The organism is Methylobacterium mesophilicum SR1.6/6 (assembly GCF_000364445.2).
GTDB lineage: Bacteria > Pseudomonadota > Alphaproteobacteria > Rhizobiales > Beijerinckiaceae > Methylobacterium > Methylobacterium mesophilicum_A.
In genome coordinates, this window is record NZ_CP043538.1 from 5424076 (window position 1) to 5446054 (window position 21979).

The 21979-nt window shown below is 71.0% G+C and carries 16 protein-coding genes and 1 pseudogene; 8 read left to right on the forward strand and 9 right to left on the reverse strand.

What is annotated here, in order from left to right; translation table 11 throughout:
* Window positions 1–218 precede the first annotated feature (218 nt).
* Window positions 219–1391: a polysaccharide biosynthesis/export family protein gene (locus MMSR116_RS25650; RefSeq protein WP_039894921.1), complete on the forward strand. Its 1173-nt coding sequence runs from the start codon at window positions 219–221 to the stop codon at window positions 1389–1391.
* A 266-nt stretch (window positions 1392–1657) separates the two neighbouring features.
* Here the strand turns inward: MMSR116_RS25650 and MMSR116_RS25655 are convergent, their stop codons facing one another.
* From MMSR116_RS25655 to MMSR116_RS25665, 3 genes and pseudogenes are all read right to left on the reverse strand, one after another.
* Window positions 1658–3025 (reverse strand): aminotransferase class I/II-fold pyridoxal phosphate-dependent enzyme, encoded by a 1368-nt coding sequence (locus tag MMSR116_RS25655; RefSeq protein WP_010687434.1) that lies wholly within the window; start codon window positions 3023–3025, stop codon window positions 1658–1660.
* Window positions 3022–10478: pseudogene (locus MMSR116_RS25660) on the reverse strand (SDR family NAD(P)-dependent oxidoreductase). The gene MMSR116_RS25655 and the pseudogene MMSR116_RS25660 overlap by 4 nt, the downstream one beginning before the upstream one ends.
* Window positions 10479–10821: 343 nt before the next feature.
* Window positions 10822–12165, reverse strand: a complete 1344-nt coding sequence (locus tag MMSR116_RS25665) for a UDP-glucose dehydrogenase family protein (protein ID WP_039894912.1) — start codon at window positions 12163–12165, stop codon at window positions 10822–10824.
* Between the two features lie 304 nt (window positions 12166–12469).
* On the opposite strand from MMSR116_RS25665, the gene argB reads away from it, so the two are divergent.
* The 3 genes from argB (at window position 12470) to rplS (ending at window position 14813) form a co-directional block, all read left to right on the forward strand.
* Window positions 12470–13363, forward strand: coding sequence for an acetylglutamate kinase (gene argB, locus MMSR116_RS25670; protein WP_010687437.1), 894 nt, complete (start codon window positions 12470–12472; stop codon window positions 13361–13363).
* Between the two features lie 157 nt (window positions 13364–13520).
* Window positions 13521–14267: a pyrimidine 5'-nucleotidase gene (locus MMSR116_RS25675; protein ID WP_039894914.1), complete on the forward strand. Its 747-nt coding sequence runs from the start codon at window positions 13521–13523 to the stop codon at window positions 14265–14267.
* Window positions 14268–14411: 144 nt separating this feature from the next.
* Window positions 14412–14813 carry a 50S ribosomal protein L19 gene (gene rplS, locus MMSR116_RS25680; protein WP_010687439.1) on the forward strand — a complete coding sequence of 134 codons (402 nt, stop codon included), beginning with the start codon at window positions 14412–14414 and terminating at the stop codon, window positions 14811–14813.
* 194 nt (window positions 14814–15007) lie between these two features.
* Here the strand turns inward: rplS and MMSR116_RS25685 are convergent, their stop codons facing one another.
* The 3 genes from MMSR116_RS25685 to MMSR116_RS25695 are packed head-to-tail and all read right to left on the reverse strand — an operon-like array spanning window position 15008 to window position 17248.
* Window positions 15008–15619: a LysE family translocator gene (locus MMSR116_RS25685; protein WP_010687440.1), complete on the reverse strand. Its 612-nt coding sequence runs from the start codon at window positions 15617–15619 to the stop codon at window positions 15008–15010.
* A 34-nt stretch (window positions 15620–15653) separates the two neighbouring features.
* Complete coding sequence (locus MMSR116_RS25690; RefSeq protein WP_010687441.1) at window positions 15654–16037, reverse strand: RidA family protein; 384 nt, start codon at window positions 16035–16037, stop codon at window positions 15654–15656.
* Window positions 16034–17248, reverse strand: a complete 1215-nt coding sequence (locus MMSR116_RS25695) for a lytic murein transglycosylase (RefSeq protein WP_010687442.1) — start codon at window positions 17246–17248, stop codon at window positions 16034–16036. The genes MMSR116_RS25690 and MMSR116_RS25695 overlap by 4 nt, the downstream gene beginning before the upstream one ends.
* A gap of 172 nt (window positions 17249–17420) precedes the next feature.
* Here MMSR116_RS25695 and MMSR116_RS25700 point away from each other — a divergent pair, with 172 nt between their 5' ends.
* The gene (locus MMSR116_RS25700) at window positions 17421–17762 is read left to right on the forward strand and encodes a carboxymuconolactone decarboxylase family protein (protein ID WP_010687443.1); all 342 of its coding nucleotides are present in this window, start codon (window positions 17421–17423) and stop codon (window positions 17760–17762) included.
* A gap of 54 nt (window positions 17763–17816) precedes the next feature.
* Here MMSR116_RS25700 and MMSR116_RS25705 read toward each other — a convergent pair whose 3' ends face one another.
* Complete coding sequence (locus MMSR116_RS25705) at window positions 17817–18470, reverse strand: TetR family transcriptional regulator (protein ID WP_010687444.1); 654 nt, start codon at window positions 18468–18470, stop codon at window positions 17817–17819.
* Window positions 18471–18564: 94 nt separating this feature from the next.
* On the opposite strand from MMSR116_RS25705, the gene MMSR116_RS25710 reads away from it, so the two are divergent.
* On the forward strand, window positions 18565–19236 hold the full coding sequence (locus MMSR116_RS25710; RefSeq protein ID WP_010687445.1) for an O-methyltransferase: 672 nt from the start codon (window positions 18565–18567) through the stop codon (window positions 19234–19236).
* A 79-nt stretch (window positions 19237–19315) separates the two neighbouring features.
* On the opposite strand, the gene leuD is transcribed toward MMSR116_RS25710, so the two are convergent.
* Window positions 19316–19918 carry a 3-isopropylmalate dehydratase small subunit gene (gene leuD, locus MMSR116_RS25715; RefSeq protein WP_010687446.1) on the reverse strand — a complete coding sequence of 201 codons (603 nt, stop codon included), beginning with the start codon at window positions 19916–19918 and terminating at the stop codon, window positions 19316–19318.
* A 68-nt stretch (window positions 19919–19986) separates the two neighbouring features.
* The gene (locus tag MMSR116_RS25720; RefSeq protein ID WP_051072325.1) at window positions 19987–20727 is read right to left on the reverse strand and encodes a HisA/HisF-related TIM barrel protein; all 741 of its coding nucleotides are present in this window, start codon (window positions 20725–20727) and stop codon (window positions 19987–19989) included.
* On the opposite strand from MMSR116_RS25720, the gene MMSR116_RS25725 reads away from it, so the two are divergent.
* A complete protein-coding gene (locus tag MMSR116_RS25725) occupies window positions 20728–21777 on the forward strand; it encodes a hydantoinase/oxoprolinase family protein (RefSeq protein ID WP_039894915.1) in 1050 nt (349 codons plus the stop codon).
* On the forward strand, window positions 21774–21974 hold the full coding sequence (locus tag MMSR116_RS25730) for a hypothetical protein (RefSeq protein ID WP_010687448.1): 201 nt from the start codon (window positions 21774–21776) through the stop codon (window positions 21972–21974). The genes MMSR116_RS25725 and MMSR116_RS25730 overlap by 4 nt, the downstream gene beginning before the upstream one ends.
* Window positions 21975–21979: the final 5 nt, after the last annotated feature.

Sequence of the window (21979 nt, forward strand, 5' to 3'; positions counted from 1 at the left end):
GTCCCGACTGCACGAGCCCAGCCCGCCAACACGACAGGCCGTCTGTCGGCAATAGACAGAAACAGAAAACACCGCGTCCCTGCCCCGAAAAAGCTGTGCTTTACGAGGATGAAAGTGCGGTCTCGGCCGTCGCCTGCGGAGTGTGGCCCACCCGCCACGGACACCCGGGCCGCCATGGGCTAGGCACGGGCTCGGCAATACCGATGGGCAACATCTGGATGCGCAATCTTCCCCTCGTCCTGCTCGCCGTCGCGGCGACGTCGGGCTGCACGTACCTGCCCGCGGCGGGACCGACGGCGAGCATGATCCAGGCCGGCGCCGAGGTGGCGACGGCGGATGGCGGGCTCCTGGCGCGCTACGAGATCATCGACGTCACCCCCAGCGTCGTCGAGGCCCTGCGCGGCCGGCCGCTGGACAGCCTGCTCGCCTCCTTCGGCGACCACCGCCCGTCCTCCGAGCCGGTGATCGGCATCGGCGACATGGTCTCCGTCTCCGTCTGGGAAGCCGGCTCCGGCGGCCTGTTCTCCGGACCGCTGGTCGCCGACCGCTTCTCCGCCGGCTCGAAGTCCGCGCTCATCCCCGAGCAGCCGGTCGGGCGCGACGGCGCCATCTCGGTGCCCTATGCCGGCCGCATCAAGGTCGCCGGCCGCCGCACCCAGGACGTGCAGGCGCTCATCGAGAACGAGCTCGCCGGCAAGGCCATCCAGCCGCAGGTGCTGGTCTCGGTCACCCGCCCGATCAGCCAGGCGGTCACCGTCACCGGCGAGGGCGCGGCCGGCGCCCGCCTGCCGCTGTCGGGCCACGGCGACCGCATCCTCGACGTCATCGCCTCCGCGGGCGGCAACCGCGCGCCGGTCAACGAGACCTTCGTGCGGCTCTCGCGCGGGCCGGTCACCGCCACGGTGCCGCTGACCACGGTGGTGTCGAACCCGCGTGAGAACATCTACCTGCGGCCCAACGACGTGCTGACCCTGGTGCGCGACCCGCAGACCTTCATCGCGGTGGGCGCGCTGGGCAACAGCACCGAGCTGCCGTTCCAGGCCGACGGGATCACCCTGGCGCAGGCGCTGGCCAAGGCGCGCGGGCTGTCGGACTTCGCCGCCGACCCGGCGGGCACGTTCATCTTCCGGTTCGAGCCGGCCAGCGTGGTGCGCCGGCTGAACCCGGGCTCGAAGCTTCTGGGCACGCCGCTGGTGCCGGTGGTCTACCGGATCGACATGCGCGACCCCAACAGCCTGTTCGTCAGCCAGGCGTTCCGCATGCGCAACCGCGACCTCGTCTACGTGTCGAACGCGCCGTTCACCGAGGTGTCGAAGGTGCTCTCGGCCTTCAGCGGCGTCACCGGCCCGGTCGCCTCCGCGGCCACCGCCTACGCGTACACGAGAAACTGAGCTGGACCGGCAGCGTCCATATCGCCGGCTGTCAGCGGCGCTCCGGCTCCAAGTTTGGCCAGCTGCGGCGGCGGCGCGCCGATATTGAGCCAGTACGCTCCGCCCGCGCTTTCGGAGACGGGCTAAACCGACTCAAGTCCTCAAGCGCAGGCGTCGCGCCCACGCCGTCCTACGCTGAAACGCCAAACAGGGCGCGGATGATATCCACGCCCCGTTTGGCTGTGTGACCCCGCATCAGACACCCGAGGCAGAAGCCCCGACCGCGCTCAGACCCGCTTGGCCAGCAGCTGCTCGATCAGAGAGCCGCCCTTGTCGATCGCCGCAAGTTCCTCCGCCACCGCGTTGACGGTGTCGCGGATCTGGTCGGGCGTGTGCTCGGAGGTCAGGAAGAAGCGCAGGCGCGAGGCCCGCTCCGGCACCGCCGGGTGGATGATCGGCTGCACGTTGATGCCCCGACGGAACAGCCGGTCGGACAGGGTGACGGCCTTCAGCGAATCGCTCACGATGATCGGCACGACCGCGAGGCCGAGGCTGAATCCGGTGTCGAGGCCGAGCTTCTTGGCGGTGGCCAGGAACAACGTCCCGTTCTGGCGCAGGCGCTCGACCCGCTCCGGCTCGGCGTGCATCACGGCCAGCGCCGCCTCGGCGGCGGCCGCCAGCGGCGGCGACATGCCGACGCTGTAGACGAAGCCGCCGGCCGAGTGTTTCAGGTACTCGATCAGCGCGATCGGCCCGCAGATGTAGCCGCCGCAGGTCGAGAGCGTCTTCGACAGCGTGCCCATCCAGATGTCGACCTCGCGGGGGTCGACACCGCAATGCTCGAACAGGCCGGCGCCGGTGCGGCCGGTGACGCCGAGGCCGTGCGCCTCGTCGACCATCAGCCACGCATCGTAGCGCTTCTTGAGGGCGACGAGTCCGGCGAGGTCCGGCGCGTCGCCGTCCATGCTGTAGAGGCCCTCGACCACGATCAGCGCCCGGCGGTGCTCGTGGCGGGTCGACTGGAGCAGGGTCTCCAGGGCGTCGAGATCGTTGTGCGCGAAGGAGCGGCGCTGGGCGCCGGAGAGCTGCGCGCCCGTGACGATGCTGTTGTGGGAGAGCGCGTCGTGGAAGATCACGTCGCCGGCTTCCAGCAGCGCGCCGATGGTGGTCACGTTGGTGGCGTGTCCGCTCACCATCACGACGCAGCCCTCGGACTGGTAGTGCTTGGCCAGCGCCTGCTCGAGGCTGATGTGACCGGGCCGCTCGCCGGCCACCACGCGGCTCGCCGACGAGGAGGTGCCGTAGGCGTCGATCGCCTCGCGCGCCGCGTTGCTCACCCGCGGATGGCCGTTCAGGCCGAGATAATCGTAGGACGAGAAGTTGGTGAAGCTCTTCTGGTCGATCCGGGTGGTCGCCCCGGCCTTGGCGTCGTGGACGCGGAAGAACGGGTTGCCCAGGCCGATCAGATCGGCCGCCTGACGCTGGAGCTTCAGCTCGCGGTAGCCCGGCAGATTCTCGAAATTCTGCGCCGCCGACTTGCCGGCGGGGGAGGCCGCCTTGACGGGGGCCGGGCGCGGCGTGGCGCGCCCGAGCCGGTTGGTCACGAAGCCGGCGAGCGCCGCGCGCCCGCCGTCCGGCCGTGCCGTATCGGTCATGAGTTGGTCTCTTTGATCTCGCTGGACGTCTGCTCGATGAGTTCCTTGAGAGGCGCGAGGATCTGCGCATCCACCTCACCGCCGACATGCTTCGAGACGAGGCTCATCGCGACGCCGGCCGTCTCGTCCATGGGCGCGGAAACCGCCTGAATTAAGGACTCCGACAGCTCGTTGACGGTCATGCCCGAGGAAAGTCCGGCGGGGGCGCGTCGAGGGCGAAGCGCTCCTGCAGGCTGGCGCCGAGCTCGACGCCCATAAGCGAGTCGAGGCCGATCTCCGAGAGCTGACGCACGCGGCTGATGTCGTCCTTCGGCAGGCGGAGGATGCGGGCGATGTCCTCGACGATCGCGTCCGACACGGTCTTGCGGACCGCGTCGAGGTCGCCGCCCTTGAGGAGCGCGGCGATGTTGATCGCCTGGACGCCGCCGGCCTCGGCCTGCTGGTCCGACCCGAGTTCGGCGTAGCTCGGCGAGCGCATCGTGGCGAGACGCTCCCGCGCCTTGCCCCAGTGCATCGCCGCGATGGCGATGACGGCCTCGTCGGGGGATGCGCCCTGGCTGCCCAGCGCCTCGGCCATCAGGTCGAGGCAGCGGCGGGCCTCCATCGGCGTGACGCCGACGCGGCCGGCAAGGCCTTCCATGACCGCCTTGTTGCGGGCGAGCATGCCGACGTCGCCGATGGCACCCCAGGCCACCGCCAGGGCGGGCAGGCCGCGGCGGCGGCGCTGGCGCGCCAGACCTTCCATGAAGCCGTTGGCGGCCACGTAGGAGCCCTGGCCCGGGTTGCCAATGAAGGTCGTCGCCGACGAGAACAGGACGAAGTAGTCGAGGCTCCGGTCGCGGGTCGCGGCGTCCAGGTGCTGGGCGCCGACCACCTTCGGGCCGATCACCGCGTCGAGCGCCGCGGCGTCGATGTTGGAGATCAGGCCGTCCTGGAGCACCGCCGCGGCGTGGAGCACGCCGGCGAGCTTCCTGCCGCCCTGCTCGATCCCGGCGATGAGCCGGTCCACCGAAGCGCGGCTGGTGATGTCGACGGCCTTGGCCTCGACGGTCACGCCCCGTGCAGTGAGTTCCGCGACGATGGCCTTCGCCTCGTCGGTGGCCGCGCCCTTGCGGCCGGCGAGCACGAGGTGCTTGGCGCCGCGGTCGATCAGCCAGCGCGCCGCCTCCAGGCCGAAGCCGCCGAGGCCGCCGGTCAGCAGGTGGACGCCCTCGGCCGAGACCGTGAACGGCCGGGCCGTGTCCTTCATGATCGTGCCGGCCTTCGGCGGGCTGATCACGATCTTTCCGATATGGCCGGACTGCTGCATCAGCCGGAACGCGTCCGATGTCTCGGCCGCCGTGAAGGGCTGGTAGGGCAGGGGCTTGAGGCCGCCGTCATTGAACAGCGCCATCACCTCGCGGAACATCCGCGCGCCGTCGTCGCCCTGGTGCTGAATGACCTGGTCGAGGTCGACGCCGAAGTAGCTGAGGTTCCGCCGGAACGGGCGCAGGCCGATATGGGTGTTGGCGACGTAGTCGCGCTTGCCCAGCTCGACGAAGCGGCCGAACGGCCGGAGCGCGTTGAGCGAGCGCTCCATCGCCTCGCCGAACAGGCTGTTCAGCACGATGTCGACGCCGTCGCCGGTGATCGCCCGGACCTCGTCCACGAAGGCCAGCGAGCGGGAATCGAGCACGTGCTCGGCGCCCAGCGCCTTCACGAGCGCCCGCTTCTCCCGGGAGCCGGCCGTGGCGATGACCCGGGCGCCCTTGAGCTTGGCGATCTGCAGGGCTGCGAGGCCGACGCCGCCCGCGCCGCCATGGACCAGCACCCACTCGCCGCGCCGCATCCGGGCGCAGGAGACGAGGCCGTAATAGGCCGTGAGGAAGGCCACCGGCACGGTGGCGGCCGCCATCGGGTCGAGGCCCTGCGGCATCGGCGCGACGACGAGGTCGGGCACCACAATGTGGGTGGCGAAGCCCGACTGGGCGAAGGCGACGACCGGGTCGCCCACCTTGAAGCCCTTCACGCCCGGGCCGACGGCGGTGACGCGGCCGGCGCACTCGAGGCCCAGCCGGGGGCCGGCGAAGCCGTCCTCCAGGATCTCCTCGGGGAGCATCGAGAGCGCCCAGAGCACGTCGCGGAAGTTGAGGCCGGTGGCCTCAACCGCGATCTCCATCTCGCCCTTGCCGGGGGCGCGGCGCTCGGCCGGACCCCAGACCATCTCGCTCAAGCCGCCGGTGTTGCTGCGCTCCAGGCGCGCCGCCTCGGCCGGGACCAGATCCGCCGGATCCCGGTGCTGCGGCCGGCCCGCATGGAAGCGCACGACCTGGGTCCGCTCGTCGTCCAGCACGATCTCGGTCTCCGGCGTGCCGGAGAGGATGAGGTCGCGCAGGCGCTCGGAGGCGCGCTTCGACGACATCTCGGGGGAGAGGTCGATGCGGCGGACGTCGAGGTTCGGGGCCTCGTTGGCGAGCGTGCGGGAGAAGGCCCACACGCCGGCCTCGATATTGGTGGTCTGGCCGCCGCGGTCGCGGGTGGCGCCGGGCGCCACGACCCAGAGCTTGGTCTGGCGGGCACCGAGATGCTCGGTGCAGCGCTTCAGGCTGAGGCAGCGGTCGCGCAGACGCTCGGACGCCTCGCCGCCGCGGGTGAAGGCGCCGGCCAGGAACACCACCGTGTCGGGGGTCTCCTTCTCCAGCTCCATCAGGGAGGTCTCGGAGTCGAGGATGATCGAGACGTGCACGCCACCCGCGACCAGCAGGGTCGCCAGGGACGAGGCGGTCTCGGCCGCGAACTCGTCGTCGGAGCCGATGATGAAGGCGAAGCTCTGCGCCGGAGCCGGGCCCGGACGCACCGGCGCCTCGGCGGTCAGCAGCAGGTCGTCGCCGTTGGCGGAGGCCGCGCGCTCGACCTCGACCTTGACGAGGCCGTGGGCGCTGAGCGTCCGCTGCCAGCCCTCGATGTCCTCCAGCCGGCCTACCGGCAGGCCGCCCACGGCCTCCTCGAACCAGCCGGCCGTGAGGCCGAACACGAGGTCGCGGAACAGGGATGCGCCCGGCTCCACGGCCACCAGCAGGCCGCCGGTGGCGAGCGCCCCGGCGAGCTGGCCCGGAAGGGCGCGGTCGCCGCGATGCAGGCTGCCGGAGGCCAGGATCAGGTCGAAGCTCGCCGGGGCGAGTTCGTCCGCGGTCTCGGCCACGGCGGCCGTACGACCGAGCGACAGGCGGGCGCGCTCGGCGAGCCTGCGGTCGGTCTCGAACACGGTGAGTCGGGCCTCGGCGGCGGCGGCGAAGCTCGCGGCCTGGGCCGAGAGTGGGCCGAAGCCGACCTGAAGAACGCGCAGCGCCCGCTCCTTCGGGAGCTGGGCACGGCTGCGCTCGATCAGTGTGGCGACCACGTCGGCGCCGTGGCGCGCGGTGGCCGAGCGCAGCACGAAGGCGTCGATCGCCCCTTGCGGGAGCGCGGGCGCGTCGGTCAGCTTCCCGGCCAGCAGGCGGTCGACCAGGGCGCCGACATCGGCGATCAGCACCAGCTCGGCCGAGAGGTCCGGGTGGTCGCCGGCGATCCAGCGCATGATCTCGTCGGGGGCCGGGAGCGCCGAGCCGTCGCCCAGCGTCCAGTTCTGGCCCGCGCGCTCGGCGAGTCCGCTGCTCTCCAGGGCGTAGAGGGCGTTCAGCAGCCAGGGGCGCAGGGCCTCGGGCACGCGGCTGTCGGTGACCGAGACGGTCTCCCCCTGCGCCAGCCCGGAGGCGAGGCGGTAGGCCAGCGAGGTCGCCCAGCCCTCCAGCAGGAGGTGGCCCGGCGACAGGGCGGCGTCGGACGGCCCCCTCGCCTCGGCGGCGAGCGGACGCAGCCGCGCGGCCACGCTCGGGCGGCGCTCCATCGGGATCGCGGTCGGCTCGGTGGCGAGCTCCGGCATCTGCGAGATCGCGAAGGCCGAGAGGTCGCCGCCGTTCTTGGCACGCAGGGCCTGGAACCGGCCCTCGCGGATCGTGGCGACGACGGCGCCCTCGGCGTCGAGGAGGGTGAAGTCCGCCAGGATCGAGCGCTCGTTGCAGCGGCGGGTGCGGATGATCGAGCGGGCGATCACCGCGCCGGGGCGCAGCAGCCGGACCTCGCCGAAGCGCACCGGGATATAGGCCTTGCCGCCGTTCTCGCCGAGCAGGTCGGCGAAGAGCAGGATCAGCCCGTGGAAGCAGGCGTCGAGGCGGTTCGGCACGAGGCCGTAGCGGGTGTCGGGCTCGGCCGGCAGCAGCTCGGACACGATGGTGGCATCGTCCAACCGGGCGCTCATGGCGACCTGCTGGAAGCTCGGGCCGAAGGCGAGGCCCGAGGCGAGGGCCTTCGCGTAGAGCGCGTCGCCCGTGAGCACGTGGTCGCCCGCGGTGTCGAAGCTGAAGCCGTCCAGATCGGGGAGCTTCGGGGCCGAGAAGGTCCCCTCGACGATCTTGGCCTGGGCGTGCAGCTGCCAGGGGGTCTGGGTCAGGCGCGGACGGCTCAGAACCTGGATGCCGTTGCCGGAGCCCGACAGGCGCACCGCGACCTCGCGCAGGGCGTCCTCGGCGAACACCATCGGCGCGACGATCTCGAAATCGGCCAGCACGACCTCGTCGTCGCGCAGGGCTTCGCGGACGCAGGCCAGCGCCATCTCGACGAAACCGGCGCCGGGCATGATCACCTGGCCGTCGACCTTGTGGTCCTCCAGCTCCGGCACGGTCGCCGGATCTACGAAGCCGTTCCACTCCAGGCCGTCGAAGGTCGTGCGCGACCCGATCAGCGGGTGGTAGGGGCGGGGGCTCATCGCGCCGACGCCCTCGGTGGTGTCGGCGAGGCGGAACGGGCGGCGCTGCCAGGGATAGGTCGGCAGGCGGACGTCACCCTTCGGCGCGCCGCCGAACAGCAGGGTCTCGTCGACCTGTGCGCCCTGGACCAGGGCGGCGCTGACCGCCTTGGCGATCGGGTCGCCGCCGGAGGCCTTGCGGTGCATGACGCCGACCGTGGCGGTCTCGATGCCGAGCGGCTCGACCGCGTCGCCGACATGCGACATCAGGGTCGCGCGCGGGCCGACCTCGACGAACACGCGGGCGCCGCGGCGGGTGGCATCCTGGACGGCTTCGCAGAAGCGGACCGGCTCGCGGATGTTGCGCCACCAGTAGCCGGCGCCGAAATGGGCTCCGTCCAGCACCGAGCCGGTGACGGTGGAGACCATCGCGGTGGTGCCGGCCCGGGACTTCAGGCCCGAGAGGTCGCGCAGCAGCGGCTTCTCGGTCGGATCCATCAGCCGGCCGTGGAAGGCGTAGGCGAGGTCGAGCTTGCGGCCGCGGCGGCGCTTGCGCGAGAGGGCCTTGATGGCGGCGTCGATATCGGCCACCGGCCCGGCGACCGTCACGGCCTTCGGGCTGTTGTAGGCGGCGATGTCGAGGGTCGGGAAATCCTTGAGGAAGGTCTCGACCTCCTCGGACGGCATCAGCAGCACCGCCATGGTGCCCTGGCCGTGCGTCGTCTCCTGGTGGTGGCTGCGGTAGTAGATGACCCGGACCGCATCCTCCAGGCTCAGGATCCCCGCGGCCTCGGCGGCCGCGATCTCGCCCACGCTGTGGCCGAGGACGTAGGACGGGATCAGGCCCTTGGCCTTGAGGGCGGCCGTGGAGGCGCTCTCGATGGCGAAGATCAGCGGCTGCGAGACGCTGGTGAGCGCGAGGCGCTCGTCCAGATCGTCGGCGTAGAGCGCCTCCTTCAGCGACCAGTTCGAGTAGGGGCGGAACAGGGCGTCGATCCGGTCGAAGGTCGCGCGGAAGACCGCGTTCTCCTCGTAGGCCTCGCGACCCATGCCGGCCCACTGGCTGCCGTTGCCGGAATAGATGAAGGCCACCTCGGCGACCCGGTCGACCGCGGTGCCGGTGAAGGCGTCGGCGCTGTCCTCGCCTTCGCCGACGGCGCGCAGCGCGGCGGCGACGTCGGTCTTGCCGTCGATGGCGACCGCCAGGCGGGCCGGCATGCGCTCGCGGCGATGCGCGACGGCCGCCGCGATGGTCGGAGCCTGGGCGGGTTCGGCCTCGAGACGCTCGGCGTAGTCGAGGGCCAGCTCGTTCAGCGCCGCCCGGCTCTGGGCCGAGAGCAGCAGGACCTGGGCCTCGGGCGCGGGGGTCGCCGCGCTCGGCTTCGCCCAGGCCGGGGCATCGGTGATGACCACGTGGGCGTTGGTGCCGCCGAAGCCGAACGAGTTCACGCCGGCGAAACGCTCGCGCCCGTTGCGGCCGATCTTCAGCGGCTCGCGCACGACGCGCAGGTTGAGTTCGCCGAAGGGGATTTCGGGATTCAGTTCGGCCGCGTGCAGCGAAGGCGGCACGAGGTCGTGCTCAAGCGCCAGCGTCGCCTTCATCAGGCCGGCGAGGCCGGAGACCGGCTCGGTGTGGCCGATATTGGTCTTGATCGAGCCGATCGGCAGCGGCGCCTGCCGGCCGCGGCCGAGCTTCGAGCCGATGGCTGAGGCCTCGATCGGGTCGCCCACCGGCGTGCCGGTGCCGTGCGCCTCCATGAAGGCGAGGTCGTCGAGCCGGATCTCGGCCTCGCGATACACCTTCTCCAGAAGCGCGCCCTGGGCGTAGCCCGAGGGGAGGGAGATGCCGGTGGTCCGGCCGTCCGAGTTGATGCCGGAGGCCGCCACCACGGCGCGGACCGTGGCGCCGTTGCGCCGCGCGGCCTCGGCCGATTGCAGCACGAACACCACGCCGCCCTCCGAGCGCACGTAGCCGTCGGCGTTCTTGGAGAACGCCTGGCACAGGCCGGTGCGCGAGAGCATCTGCGCGCTGGAGAAGCAGATGAAGTTGAACGGGCTCGCCAGCACGTTCACGCCGGCGACGACGGCCGTGTCGACGCGGCCCGACCGGATCGCCTGCACGGCGTTGTCGAAGGCCACCAGCGAGGACGAGCAGGCCGTGTCGACCGTGAAGCTCGGGCCCTTCAGGTCGAAGATGTACGAGATGCGGTTCGAGATGATCGAGAGCGTGTTGCCGGTGGCCGCGTAGGCGTCGCCCGACGGCGCGTCGAGGATGCGCAGGTTGCCGTAGTCGAGGGACGAGGCGCCGACGAACACGCCGATGTTGCTGCCGGCCACGCTCGACGGGCGCAGGCCCGCGTCCTCGAGCGCTTCCCAGGTCAGCTCCAGCAGCATGCGCTGCTGTGGATCCATCTGCTCAGCCTCGCGGGGCGAGATGCCGAAGACCGCCGGGTCGAAGGACCACACGTCGTCGATGACGCCCGCCGCCCAGGTGTAGCTCTTGCCGCGCTCATGGGCGCGCGGGTGGGCGAACCGCTCCAGGGAGAACCGGTCGGCCGGCACCTTGCTGACGGCGCAGCGCCCCTCGGAGAGGAGTGACCACAGCCCGTCGACGCTCGGGGCCCCGGGCAGTCGGCATGCGCGTCCGACGATCGCAATGTCTGTACGTTGTGTCACGTTCGGTTCGCACACGCTCGTTATCGGAAGTCGGCTCGGCTCGCGACGAGTGAGTACCCTGTCACCCCTTACTGTGGCACCATTGCGGTGTCCAACCGGCCCGGACGCGAGGTCATCCCTGCGTAGCAAAATTGCCGGAGGCTGTGACATGTATTCATCAGACGCTTATCCAGTGCCGACGATCAGAATCCGAGGATTGAACAGCCCGGCTGCCTGTTGAGACGCTGGGACGATCATCGAAAAGCCACAGTTGCGACCCGGCGGCCGGAAGCCGTCTGGCCGGATCCCCCAAGAGATCTTCGAGGCGCCGCACAGATCTGGCGCAAGAATAGCGCGGCGCCGGCCGCCGCTCCGATGATCAGGACGCGCTCGGCGCCCCGCTCTCCTTGTTTCGTCCGACACCGCAATAGGTGAAACCGTGTCGCGCGGCGCTGGCGGGATCGTAGATGTTGCGCAGGTCGACCAGCACGGGCGCGGATCCCGCGGAGGACATGATCCTGCGCAGCCGGTCCAGGTCGAGCGCACGGAACGCGTTCCACTCGGTCACGATCACCACCGCCTCGGTGCCCTCCGCGCAGGCGTAGGCGTTCTCGGCGTAATCCACCCCGGGCATCAGGGCGCGGGCGTGGTCCATGCCCTCCGGATCGTAGGCGCGCACCTTCGCGCCCGCATCCTGCAGCCCGGCCACGATGGCGAGCGAGGGCGCGTCGCGCATGTCGTCGGTGTCGGGCTTGAAGGTCAGGCCGAGGAGCGCGATCGTTTTCCCGCGGACGGAGCCGCCGCAGGCTTTGATCACCTTGCGGGCCATGGCGCGCTTGCGCTGGTCGTTGACCGCCACCACGGTCTCGACCAGCCGCAGGGGGGTGCCGGCATCCTGGGCGGTCTTGACCAGCGCCAGCGTGTCCTTGGGGAAGCACGAGCCGCCGTAGCCGGGACCGGCATGCAGGAACTTCGGCCCGATGCGCTTGTCCAGCCCAATGCCGCGGGCGACCTGCTGGACGTCGGCGCCGACCTGCTCGCACAGATCCGCGATCTCGTTGATGAAGGTGATCTTGGCGGCCAGGAAGGCGTTGGCGGCGTATTTGGTGAGTTCGGCCGTGCGCCGGTCCGTGACCAGGATCGGCGCCTGGTTGAGGTAGAGCGGCCGGTAGACCTCGCGCATCACCGCCTCGGCGCGGGCATCCTGCGTGCCGACCACGATCCTGTCGGGGCGCTTGAAGTCCGCGATCGCCGCGCCCTCCCGCAGGAATTCCGGGTTCGACGCCACCGAGACCTCGGCGGCGGGATTGGCGTCCCGGATGATTCGCTCGACCTCGTCGCCGGTCCCGACCGGAACGGTCGACTTGGTCACCACCACGGTGAAGCCCGACAGCGCACCGGCGATCTCCCGGGCGGCGTCGAAGACGAAGCTGAGATCGGCGAAGCCGTCGCCGCGGCGCGAGGGCGTGCCCACCGCGATGAACACCGCGTCGGCCTCGGCCACCGCCTCCGGCATGGCGGTGCGGAAGGCGAGCCGCCCCTGCCTGACGTTCTCGGCCACCAGGGCATCGAGCCCGGGCTCGTAGATCGGCATGCGGCCAGCGTTCAGGCTCGCGATCTTGTCGGGGTCACGGTCGATGCAGACCACGCTGTGGCCGAAATCCGCCAAGCAGGCTCCGGAGACCAGGCCGACATATCCGGCCCCAATCATCGCGATCCGCATTCGGCCCTCCGGCAGCCCGCCCCGCGCTTGTTGCAACGCAGCATGATCCGGGCCGCGCCGTTCCGCAACCCGGACGACCTTGGATGCGCTCCAATCTGTCGCCAGCATGCAACACCCCGGAGGCGTGACGTTTTTTTGACAGCACGGCTGTTCTCCCCGGTCCGCACGGGATCGCGCGCGTCGGATCCCCCGGCGCGATGCGGCTTCGCAGCGCGGGCGGCTTCCTGTAGAAGCGCCACCGCCCGGCGGGACGGCCTCAGATCCGCCCCGGCGGCCCCGCCCCGAGGATCGGCGAAGGACCGCGATGACCGAATTGCCGAACGTGCACGTGCGCGCCGAGGTCCTGGCCCAGGCGCTGCCCCACATGCAGCGCTACGACCAGGAAATCGTGGTGATCAAGTACGGCGGCCACGCCATGGGCGACCGGGCGGCCGCAGAGGATTTCGCCGAGGATATCGTCCTGCTGGAGCAATCCGGCCTGAAGCCGATCGTCGTGCACGGCGGCGGCCCGCAGATCGGGCGGATGCTCGACCGGCTCGGCATCCAGTCCGAGTTCCGCGGCGGCCTGCGCGTGACCGACGAGGCCACCGTCGAGGTGGTCGAGATGGTCCTGGCCGGCCTGATCAACAAGCAGATCGTCGGCTGGATCTCCGCCGAGGGCGGCCGGGCGGTCGGCCTGTGCGGCAAGGACGGCAATATGGTCCGGGCCAAGCGGGCGATGAAGACCGTGGTCGATCCCGAGAGCCACGTGGAGCAGACCGTCGATCTCGGCCTCGTGGGCGAGCCGGATCACGTCGAGCGCGGCGTCCTCGACGCGGTGCTGAAGGCCGAGCTGATCCCCGTTCTGGCGCCCGTCGCCTACGGGGCGGACGGCCAGACCTACAACGTCAACGCCGACACCTTCGCGGGGGCGATCGCGGGGGCGCTCCGGGCCAAGCGCCTGCTGCTGCTCACCGACGTCCCGGGCGTGCTCGACAAGGACAAGAAGCTGATCCCCGAACTCACCGTCGAGGATTGCCGCCGCCTGATCGCCGACGGCACCATCACGGGCGGGATGATCCCCAAGATCGAGACCTGCATGTACGCGATCGAGCGCGGCGTCGAGGCGGTCGTCATCCTCGACGGCAAGGTCAACCACGCGGTGCTGCTGGAACTCTTCACCGATTACGGCGCCGGCACGCTGATCCGGCGCGGCTGAGGGCCCTTCGCCGGCCGACCCGGCGACCGCGAGCGGGAGGGCAACTTCCGTCCCGCTCGCGCATTGTCGTGCCCCGGTCCAGCTCCGTGCAAGCCGGCCTTGCGAGCTTGGCCTTTCAGGTCCAGACTCAAGCTTGGGGACCACGACTCCAGAAGGGATGCCGGTGCATCACCCCGACAAGGCGCAGTTCACCACCGCCGCAGCCCGCGGGTTCGCCGACGTCGACACCTGGGTGTTCGACCTCGACAACACCCTCTACCCGAGCGACGCGCAGGTCTGGCCGAAGGTGGACGAGCGCATCACCCTCTACGTCATGCGGCTCTACGGCCTCGACGGGATCTCCGCCCGGGCCCTGCAGAAGCACTTCTATCACCGCTACGGCACGACGCTGTCGGCCCTGATGCAGGAGGAAGGCGTCGATCCGCACGACTTCCTCGACTTCGCCCACGACATCGACCACTCGTCGATCAAGCTCGACAAGGACCTCGGCGACGCGATCGAGCGGCTTCCGGGCCGCAAGCTGATCCTGACCAACGGCTCGCGCCGCCACGCCGAGAACGTCGCCGCCAAGCTCGGCATCCTCGACCATTTCGAGGACGTATTCGACATAGCCGCCGCCGACTTCGTGCCCAAGCCTGAGCGCTCCACCTACGAGCTGTTCCTGCGCGTCCACGGAGTCGAGCCGACTCGCGCGGCCCTGTTCGAGGACATCGCCCGCAACCTCGCCGTACCGCACGACCTCGGCATGGCGACCGTGCTGGTGGTGCCCCGGATCACGGATCCCTACCGCGAGGCCTTCGAGCAGGAGGCGGTGCGCGAGCCGCATATCGACCACATCACGGACGATCTGGCGGCCTTTCTGTCGGCCTGCGTGCTGCCCGAGGCGGGCGCAACGGCCGCCTGACGGTGCCGGATCGGGCCGCGCGCAAGGCAATCGACAAGCCGGCGGCGATCCTGTAGAGACCCGCGCAACTCACAACAGGATCGCCGAAATCCTGGCGCCGAACGCCCATGAGGGGCGGAACGGCGCGACGGCCGGAGCTATGCCATGAACATCATCGAGCAGCTGGAGCGCGAGGAAGTCGCGCGCCTCGCCAAGACCATCCCGGATTTCGAGCCGGGCGACACGCTCATCGTCAACGTCCGCGTGAAGGAAGGCGAGCGCACCCGCGTTCAGGCCTACGAGGGCGTCTGCATCGCCCGCTCGGGCGGTGGCCTCAACGAGAGCTTCACGGTTCGCAAGATCTCCTACGGCGAGGGCGTGGAGCGCGTCTTCCCGGTCCATTCCCCGATGATCGATTCGATCAAGGTGGCCCGCCGCGGCAAGGTGCGCCGCGCCAAGCTGTACTACCTGCGCGACCGCCGCGGGAAGTCGGCCCGCATCGTCGAGCGCACCGACCGCTACAAGGCCAAGGACACGGCCGCCGAGGCACCCGCCGCCGCGGAGTAAGTCGTCCATCGCCGCTCGGCCAGCGCCGGAGCGGCCCTACGCGACAGGCCGGTCCGGCTCAGCCGGGCCGGCTTTTTCATGCCTGCAGCCGCCGGCACCCGCGCCCGGCGCGTGAACGACGCGGTTGCGGCAAGCGTCGGGCCCGCTTGCCTGGCGGCGCTCGCGGAGCCCGCGGCCGCCGCGAGCGGCTCGAATCAGGACCGCCGGGCGAGCGCGAGCCCCAGCCCAGCACCCGCATAGAAGCCGGCGCTGATCCGATCGCGCAACCGCGCCGGCAGCGCCGCGCGACCGCGGAGACGGCCGGCGAGCATCGCCCAAGCGGAGTCGAGGGCCAGCGCCAGGACCACGAAGGTGACGGCGAGCAGCGTCATCTGTCCCGCGGCCGCCGGACCGGGCACAACGAACTGCGGCAGGAAGGCGCCGTAGAACAGCAGAGTCTTCGGATTGGTCAGCGAGACGAAGAAGCCGCGCAGGACGATCCCGCGGACCGACCGCGGCGGGAGGACGAGCGGCGCCTCGGCCTTGGAGACGCGCCAGGCCCGCAGCGCGAGCACCAGCAGGTAGGCGACGCCGACCCAGCGCAGGATCTCGAACCACGTCGCGGAAGTCTCGAGCAGCGCGCTCGCGCCGAGAATGGTGAGCGCGAGTTGCGGCGGCATGGCCGCCGTCGTGCCCAGCACCGTGGCGAGACCGTAGCGCGTCCCATGGCGCAGACTCGTCGCGACGATCAGCCCGACATTCGGGCCAGGCAGGGCGATGAGGCCCAGGGAGGCGAGGATGAAGGCGGCGTAGAGGGCAGGTGACATGTCGTTATCCGAGCACCGCGATCGTGCGCAGAGCCTACCCGATCCGCGCCGTGACCTCGATCTCGACCCGCATCTCGGGGCGCAGGAGCCCGGCCACGATCACGATCGTGGCCGCCGGCCGCACGTCGGCCAGCACCCGTCCGCAGACGGCCAGCACCGCCTCGGCGTCGCCTCGGTCGGTGACATAGTAGGTGGCGCGCACGATGCCGGCGAGGCTCGCCCCGGCCTCGGCGAGCACCGACCCGACCGTCCGCCAGCACGCCTCCGCCTGCGCGGTGGCGCCCTCGGGCATCGTCATGGTGGCGTAGTCGTAGCCAGTCGTTCCGGATACGAAGACGGTGTCCCCGTCGACGACCGCCCTCGAGTAGCCGTAATCCCGCTCGAACGGCGAGCCCGACGCGATCAGCCGCCGGCTCATCCGCCGCGCAGGGCTTCCAGCACCTTGCCGCCAGGACGGCCCGTGGGCGCCATGCCGAGCCGGCGCTCCACGTCCTTGATGGCGTCGCGCGTCTTCTGGCCGACCTTGCCGTCCGGCTCGCCGACATCGTAGCCGCGGGCGGCCAGCCGGGTCTGGAGGTCACGCCGCTCCGCCCGCGACAGGGGCGGGTCGTCGGTCGGCCATGCCGCCTGGACGCCGGCCTTGCCGCGCAGGCGATCCGACAGGACCGCGATGGCGAGGCCGTAGGACTCGGCGGCGTTGTACGAGTAGATCGCGTCGAAGTTCTTGGTGACCAGGAAGGCCGGCCCGTCGATGCCGGCGGGCGCGATGATTCCGGCCGGACCTTCGCCCGAGAGCGGACGGCCGTCCACGCGGGTCACGCCGAGCGACGACCAGTGGGCGACCGGCTTCTTGTTCTTGCGACCGGCGGCGCCGACGTTGAAGCCGCGCGGCAGCTTCACCTCGTAGCCCCAGACCTGACCGTGCTGCCACTTGGCGACGTGCAGGAAGTTCGCCGTGGAGGCCACGGCGTCGGCCGTCGAGTCGACTACGTCGCGCCGCCCGTCGCCGTCGCCGTCGACGGCGAGGCGGTGATAGGTGGTGGGCATGAACTGGGTCTGGCCGAAGGCGCCGGCCCAGGAGCCGGTGAGCCGCTCCGGCGCGATGTCGCCGCGCTCGATGATCCGCAGGGTGGCGATCAGCTCGCCACGGAAGAAGTCCCGGCGGCGGTTGTTCGAGCAGGCCAGCGTCGCCAGGGACTGCACCAGCGGCATCTTGCCGAGGTTCTTGCCGAAATTCGACTCGACACCCCAGACGGCCGCGATCGTGTAGCGGTCGACCCCGTAGCGCGACTCGGCCTGGGCGAGGGCGCCCGCGTTCTGCCGCATGGCCGCGCGTCCGTCCTCGACCCGCTCGTCGTCCACCAGCGCGGCCATGTAGTCCCAGATCGGCGTCTTGAACTCAGGCTGCGCCTGGGACAGCTCGATCACCTTGTCGTCGTAGCTGATCCCGCTCGTCGCCGCCCGGAAGGTCTGCGCCGAGACGCCGGCCGCGGCGGCCTGCGACTGGATCCCGGCGAGGCAGCCGTCGAAGTCGGCCCGGGCCGGCAGGCTCGCCAGGGGCAGGGCCGCGATGCCGGCGAAGAGACCGAGGGCGCGCGCGGTCCTCGGTCCTGTCGGGTGCTTCGGCATGTCGGCGATCCTCAGAGTCCGGGACGTAATCTGCAGCCGGAATCAGGCGACATGTGGGTTAACGAAGCGTGTGGCCGAGACGCGCACCTTGACCTCCGGATCTACCTATCGGTAGGTTGGCACCAGTGCCGCCCGAGAGAGGCGGGATGGTCGAACCAGGGAGACGCGGCCCATGATGAAGAATTGGAAGCAGTACGGCGCCGAATTGGTGAGCACGCTCGGGCGCATCGGGGCGGTCAGTCCGGCGCTACTTCAAGCCCACGATCAGCTCGCCGCCGCGACCCCGAAGGAGCCCAAGCTCGACGCGAAGACCCGGGAGCTGATCGCCCTCGCGGTGGCGGTGACGACCCGCTGCGACGGATGCATCGCCGTCCATTCCGAGGCTGCGCGCAAGGCCGGGGCCAGCAGGGAGGAGGTGGTGGAGGCGCTCGGCGTCGCCGTAGCCCTGAACGCGGGCGCCGCGCTGGTCTACACCGCGCGTGCCTTCGAGGCATTCACCGGCGAGGGCGGCTGAGCCGGCCCGCCTGCCCGGTCCGCGGCGTTCCCGGATCGACGCGGAGGGGCGCCTTCAGGATGGCGCGACCATCGCGGCTCCGCCTCCGAGGTGTCCCAGGTAGGCGCAGAGCATGTCGGCCAGGGCTCCGGCGGAGGCGTTCATGGCGGCCTCGGTCCGCACCGTCTCCGAGATGCGCTCGCCGACCTCGGCGAGGGTCATCGCGATGATCTCGCCCGCGACGCGCAGCTCCGCCTCGGGCGTTGCGGGGAGCGCCGCGCGCAGGAAGTCCTGGAACGCCCGCGTGCCGGCGAAGTGCGGCTCCGCGGCCTCGGGCGCGTCGCGATAGGTCGGGGCGGCTTCGTCCAGGGCCCGCCGCATCTCGGCCTCCGCGCATTCCGAGCGCACGAAGGCGTGGACGGCGGCGCGCAGGCGATCGTCCGGCGCCGTCTCGCGATCCAGCAGGATCCCGGCGAGGAGGGTGGTCGTGTCCCGCCACTCGTCGCTCTGCAGCTGGAACAGGATCGCCGCCTTGTTGGGGAAGTACTGATAGAGCGAGCCGATGCTCACGCCGGCCCGCTCGGCCACCCGCGCCGTCGTGAAACGCTCCGGTCCGCCATCCGCCAGAACCTGAGTGGCCGCCTGTAGGATCGCCGCGACGAGGTCGTTGGAGCGGGCCTGCCGGGGCTGTTTCCGCTTGGAGATTCCGGGACTTGGCCGATCGGGCATGGGGTGGCGCTCGGAACGCGAATAGGCGAGGGCAGGGGGCGCCGGTATTCTGCGTTGTGTTCAGTCAAACATGCAAGACGGAAAGCAACGCACCATGTCACGTTCAGCCTCTACACTCGCAGAACCGCGTATCGCATCCTTGTTAGACAGTCTCTTCGCCCAGGCGGAGACGTCCTCACCCTTGAGCGCCATCGGGGATCTTTCGGCGGACGAGCGGACGCGCCTCATGGGCAGCAGCACCGGCTATCGAGACTTCTACAGCCGGCTCAAGGACATGCCGCTCGCGGTCTCGCGGGAGACCGGCCGGCTGCTCTACATGCTCGCCCGGAGCTGCCGCGCGCGGACGGTCGTCGAGTTCGGCACCTCCTTCGGCCTCTCGACCCTTCACCTCGCCGCGGCCCTGCGCGACAACGGCGGCGGCCGGCTCGTCACCTGCGAGTTCGAGCCGTCCAAGGTGGTGCGGGCGCGGGCGAACCTGATGGAGGCCGGGTTGGCGGACCTCGTCGAATTCCGCGAGGGCGACGCCCTTCAGACCCTCGGCCTCGACCTGCCCGACGCGGTCGACCTGGTGCTCCTCGACGGGGCTAAGGGCCTCTACCCGGAGGTTCTCAGCCTCGTGGAGAGCCGCCTCCGGCCGGGCGCCCTCGTCGTCGCCGACAACGCGGATCACAGCCCGGACTATCTGGCGCGGGTGCGCGCACCGAGCCGCGGCTACCTGTCGGTCCGGTTCGCCGAGGACGTGGAACTGTCGATGCGGCTCGGGTGAGGTCTGGAAAAGCCCGAGGCCGATCCCGAACGGCGGTCGACCGCCGAGGCGGCCGCCGTCGGAACGATAGTCCGGCCGCTCAGGCCCATTCCCGATGCGCGAGCTTCTCCTCGTAGGCGTCGATGGCCGAGGCGCGCGCCAGCGTCAGGCCGATCTCGTCCAGCCCGTTCAGGAGGTTGTGCTTGCGGCCTTCCTCGATATCGAAGTGCAGCTGGCCGCCATCCGGACCCTTGATCGTCTGGGCGTCGAGGTCGATCGACAGGGTGGCGTTCGCGCCGCGCTCGGCGTCCTCGAACAGCTTCTCCAGGTCCTCGGGCGCCACGACGATCGCCAGGATGCCGTTCTTGGCGCAGTTGTTGAAGAAGATATCGGCGAAGCTCGTGGAGATGACGCAGCGGATGCCGAAATCGGCCAGCGCCCAGGGCGCATGCTCCCGGGACGAGCCGCAGCCGAAATTGTCGCCCACGACCAGGATCTTGGCGTCCCGATAGGCCGGCTTGTTCAGCACGAAGTCCGGATTCTCGGAGCCGTCCTCGCGGTAGCGCATCTCGGCGAACAGGCTCTTGCCGAGACCCGTCCGCTTGATCGTCTTCAGGTACTTCGCCGGGATGATCCGGTCGGTATCGACATTAATCGTCCGAATGGGCGCCGCGACGCCCTCGAGGGTCGTGAACTTTTCCATCGTCTGACGGCTCTTGAAGGTGGATTCTCTATCGGGGGTTTAGCAGCCCCCGGCACGGGCCGGAAGCGTCAGGCGAGGTCGGGCGCGATGGCCTGGGACAGGTTGCCGTCGTGGAGCGCGGAGGCGACCAGCGCCCCGGCGATGCCGGCCGCGCGCAGGGACCGCAGATCCTCCGGGCCGCGCACGCCTCCCGCCGCGTAGAGGCGGCGGTCCGGCACCCGCGCGCGCAGGGCCGCGAGGGCGTCGAGGGCGGGCCCCGCGCCGGCACCGACCTGCGCGAGGGTCATGGCGATCACCTCGGGCGGCCAGAGCGACGGGTCGTCGTGGAGGGAGGCCGGCCCGAGACGCTCCGCGCCGCTTGTGTCGAGGGAGAGCACGGCGCGGTCCCCGAGCGAGGTGACGAGATCGGCATCCGCCTGGCTCTCGCTGCCGATCACCGGCCGCCCGAGGCCGGAAGCCAGGAACGCGTCCACGGAGGCCGCCTCGGCGAAGCCGGCATCCACCCAGAGCGCGATGCCGGGGCAGGCGGTCGCGACGGCCTCGAGGGCGTGCAGATCCGGCGGCGTCCCGTCGATGATCGCGTCGAGATCGGCGACGTAGAGGATCCCGGCGGGCCACGCGCCGAGGAGCCCCCGCGCCACCGCGTCGGGCGCGGAGCCCTTTGCCAAGGGCGTCTCGATCGGGGCATAGGAGGAGCGCTCGCCCCGGCGCGCCCGCACCACGCGGCCGCCGCGGAGGTCGAGCACCGGGATTACCGCGAAGCCGGGGCGCCCGATCCTGTGGTCCGTCGAGGCGCGCGTCGCGGTCATATGCCTTCACCTCCTCCAGAGACCATCGGGTGGGACCTCGGCGGGGTCCACGTCAAGGCCGCGCGGATCGTGGCGGGCCGGGTGGTCGACGCCGCCCAGGTTCCCTGTCCGCTCTGGCAGGGCGTGCCGGCCCTCGACGGGGCGCTCGCCGCTCTGCCGGACTGGGCGCGCGCCGACGCCCAGCACGCCGTCACCATGACCGGCGAGCTGACCGACTGCTTCGCCGATCGGGAAGCGGGCGTGGCGGCCCTGTCCGGCTGGGCCGCCGCGCAGCTGCGGGGCCACGTGCGGATCTATGCCGGCCGCTGCGGCTTCGTCGTCCCGGAGGAGGCCGCCGCCGTGTCGGCGGATGTGGCCTCCGCCAACTGGCACGCGACGGCGGCGCTCTTCGGGCGAATCACCCCGGACGCCCTGCTGGTTGATATCGGCTCGACCACCGCGGACCTGATCCCGGTCGTCGGCGGCCGGGCCGCAGCGACCGGCTACAGCGACGCCGAGCGCCTGGAGACGGGCGAACTCGTCTACACCGGCGTCGTGCGCACGCCAGTGATCGCGCTCGCCGACCACGCGCCCTTCGCGGGCCGCCGCACCCGGCTGATGACCGAGACCTTCGCCCACATGGCCGACGTTTACCGGATCCTTGGGCTTCTGCCCGACGGAGCCGACCAGCAGGCCAGCGGCGACCGCAAGGGCAAGTCGGTCCCCGAGAGCGAGACCCGGCTCGCCCGCATCGTGGGCCGCGACCGCCGGGAGGGAACGGCGGGGGCCTGGGCGGCGCTGGCGGGTCACTTCGCCGAGGCGCAGCTGCGCCTGCTGCACGACGCGGCGGCACTCCTGCTCAGCCGGCCGGACATCGCCGCCGATGCGCCCCTGATCCTCTGCGGCGCCGGCGCCTTCCTGGGCGAGCGCCTCGCCGCACGAGTCGGGCGGCCGTCGAGGCTCCTCGTGTCGCTTCTGGGGGACCGGATCGACGGTGCGGGCGACTGGATCTCGACCTGCGGGCCGGCGGTGGCGGTCGGCATCATTGCGGCGGAGGGTGCATACGCATGAGTGCAATCAAGATCCTGGCCCGGATCCTGACGGCCCGGGTCGGCCCGCATATCGAGCTGGCCGTGGAGGCCGAGTCGGGTGAAGTCCTGAAGGTGCTCGCCACCGAGGACCAGATCGACCGGCTGGTGGACGAGCTGGAGGACATCCTCCACTCGCCCACCGGACCCGACGACGACGGGCCGCCCGAGGCCGCGTGAGGCCC